Below are 1064 nucleotides of genomic sequence, written 5' to 3' on the forward strand. Positions count from 1 at the left end.
ACGGCTATACAGGAGACTATACTCCAGCCCCTGCGAGCTTACAACGACCTTGCTGTTGTTGCGCCAAAGAGCGAGTTGCGTACGATCTACGCTCTCGAATCGTTTTCACTTCCAGAGGGCAAAATCCTCGAAATATCCCTACACGAGCTTAATGGCGGTCGCACACTAACTTTTACGGTGGACAACAAAGACCTCGTAAGGGCTAGAGCTATTGATGACCTCGAACTACGCTTTTAGTCCCCTACCTTATGACTATGACAATCAATAATCCGATACGCTATGGGAGGCTGGCTAGCCTTCCCGTAGCTCTGTTGTGCCTGTTACTGTTGGCTTTGCCAAGTGTAAGCAAGGCGCAACGTGCCATACCTCACCAAGATGGACTAATCCTATCGGGTGGGGTTCCGCTGACCAACGAGACTCCATTTGTCCAATGGGGCAATTGGTCGGCTCGGGTGGACTACACACACTATTTCTTCCACGCTGACTACCTCGTAGTAGGGGTGGAGTATAGTCACGATAAGAGATTATATACCGATGTCTTGAAGCATAGATACTCAATACCTGTAGAGGACTACCTCTTCAAGGCAGGCTATATGTACCCTGTCCTCACAGACTATACGCACACTTTCTTGCTATACGCTGGCTTATCTGCTCTATGTGGTTACGAAGACGTAAATAGACGACAGTACGACCTAAGCAATGGAGCCACCATACGCTCTCGCTCACACTTCGTCTATGGAGGCTCTGCTCATCTATCCGCTGAGATATTTCTCACAGACAACTGGCTCCTGACGGTTCGTGGCGATGGAAACTTTTTGGTTGGCTCCCAGCTGAACCTATTCCGACCGCTAGCTACAATGGGCTTTCGTTTTAATTTCTAAGACTACAAGACTATGAATAGATACTTTATTCTACCGCTCCTGCTGGCAATGCTTCTAGGAGCTTGCTCTAGAGAGGTCAATGTGCAGGAGGTCTACCCCTTTGAGGTAGAGCTTATGCCATACCATCAAGAGGCGACTAAAGGGCAGGCAGTGGAAGTGCGTTGCAAGCTCACACCACAGAAG

Annotated in this window: 3 protein-coding genes; all 3 read left to right on the top strand. The window is 48.9% G+C overall.

Going from position 1 to position 1064, the window contains the following annotated elements; genetic code table 11:
- On the top strand, positions 1-237 hold a 237-nt coding region (locus tag PORUE0001_RS09520; RefSeq protein WP_007366237.1), incomplete at its 5' end, for a DUF4138 domain-containing protein.
- Positions 238-254: 17 nt separating this feature from the next.
- Positions 255-881 carry a conjugal transfer protein TraO gene (locus PORUE0001_RS09525; protein ID WP_157750214.1) on the top strand — a complete coding sequence of 209 codons (627 nt, stop codon included), beginning with the start codon at positions 255-257 and terminating at the stop codon, positions 879-881.
- Positions 882-893: 12 nt separating this feature from the next.
- Positions 894-1064 (top strand): TraQ conjugal transfer family protein (locus PORUE0001_RS11165; RefSeq protein WP_007366236.1); only part of this gene is annotated, 171 nt, incomplete at its 3' end.

The sequence above is a fragment of the Porphyromonas uenonis 60-3 genome, assembly GCF_000174775.1.
GTDB classification, from domain to species: Bacteria; Bacteroidota; Bacteroidia; order Bacteroidales; family Porphyromonadaceae; genus Porphyromonas; species Porphyromonas uenonis_A.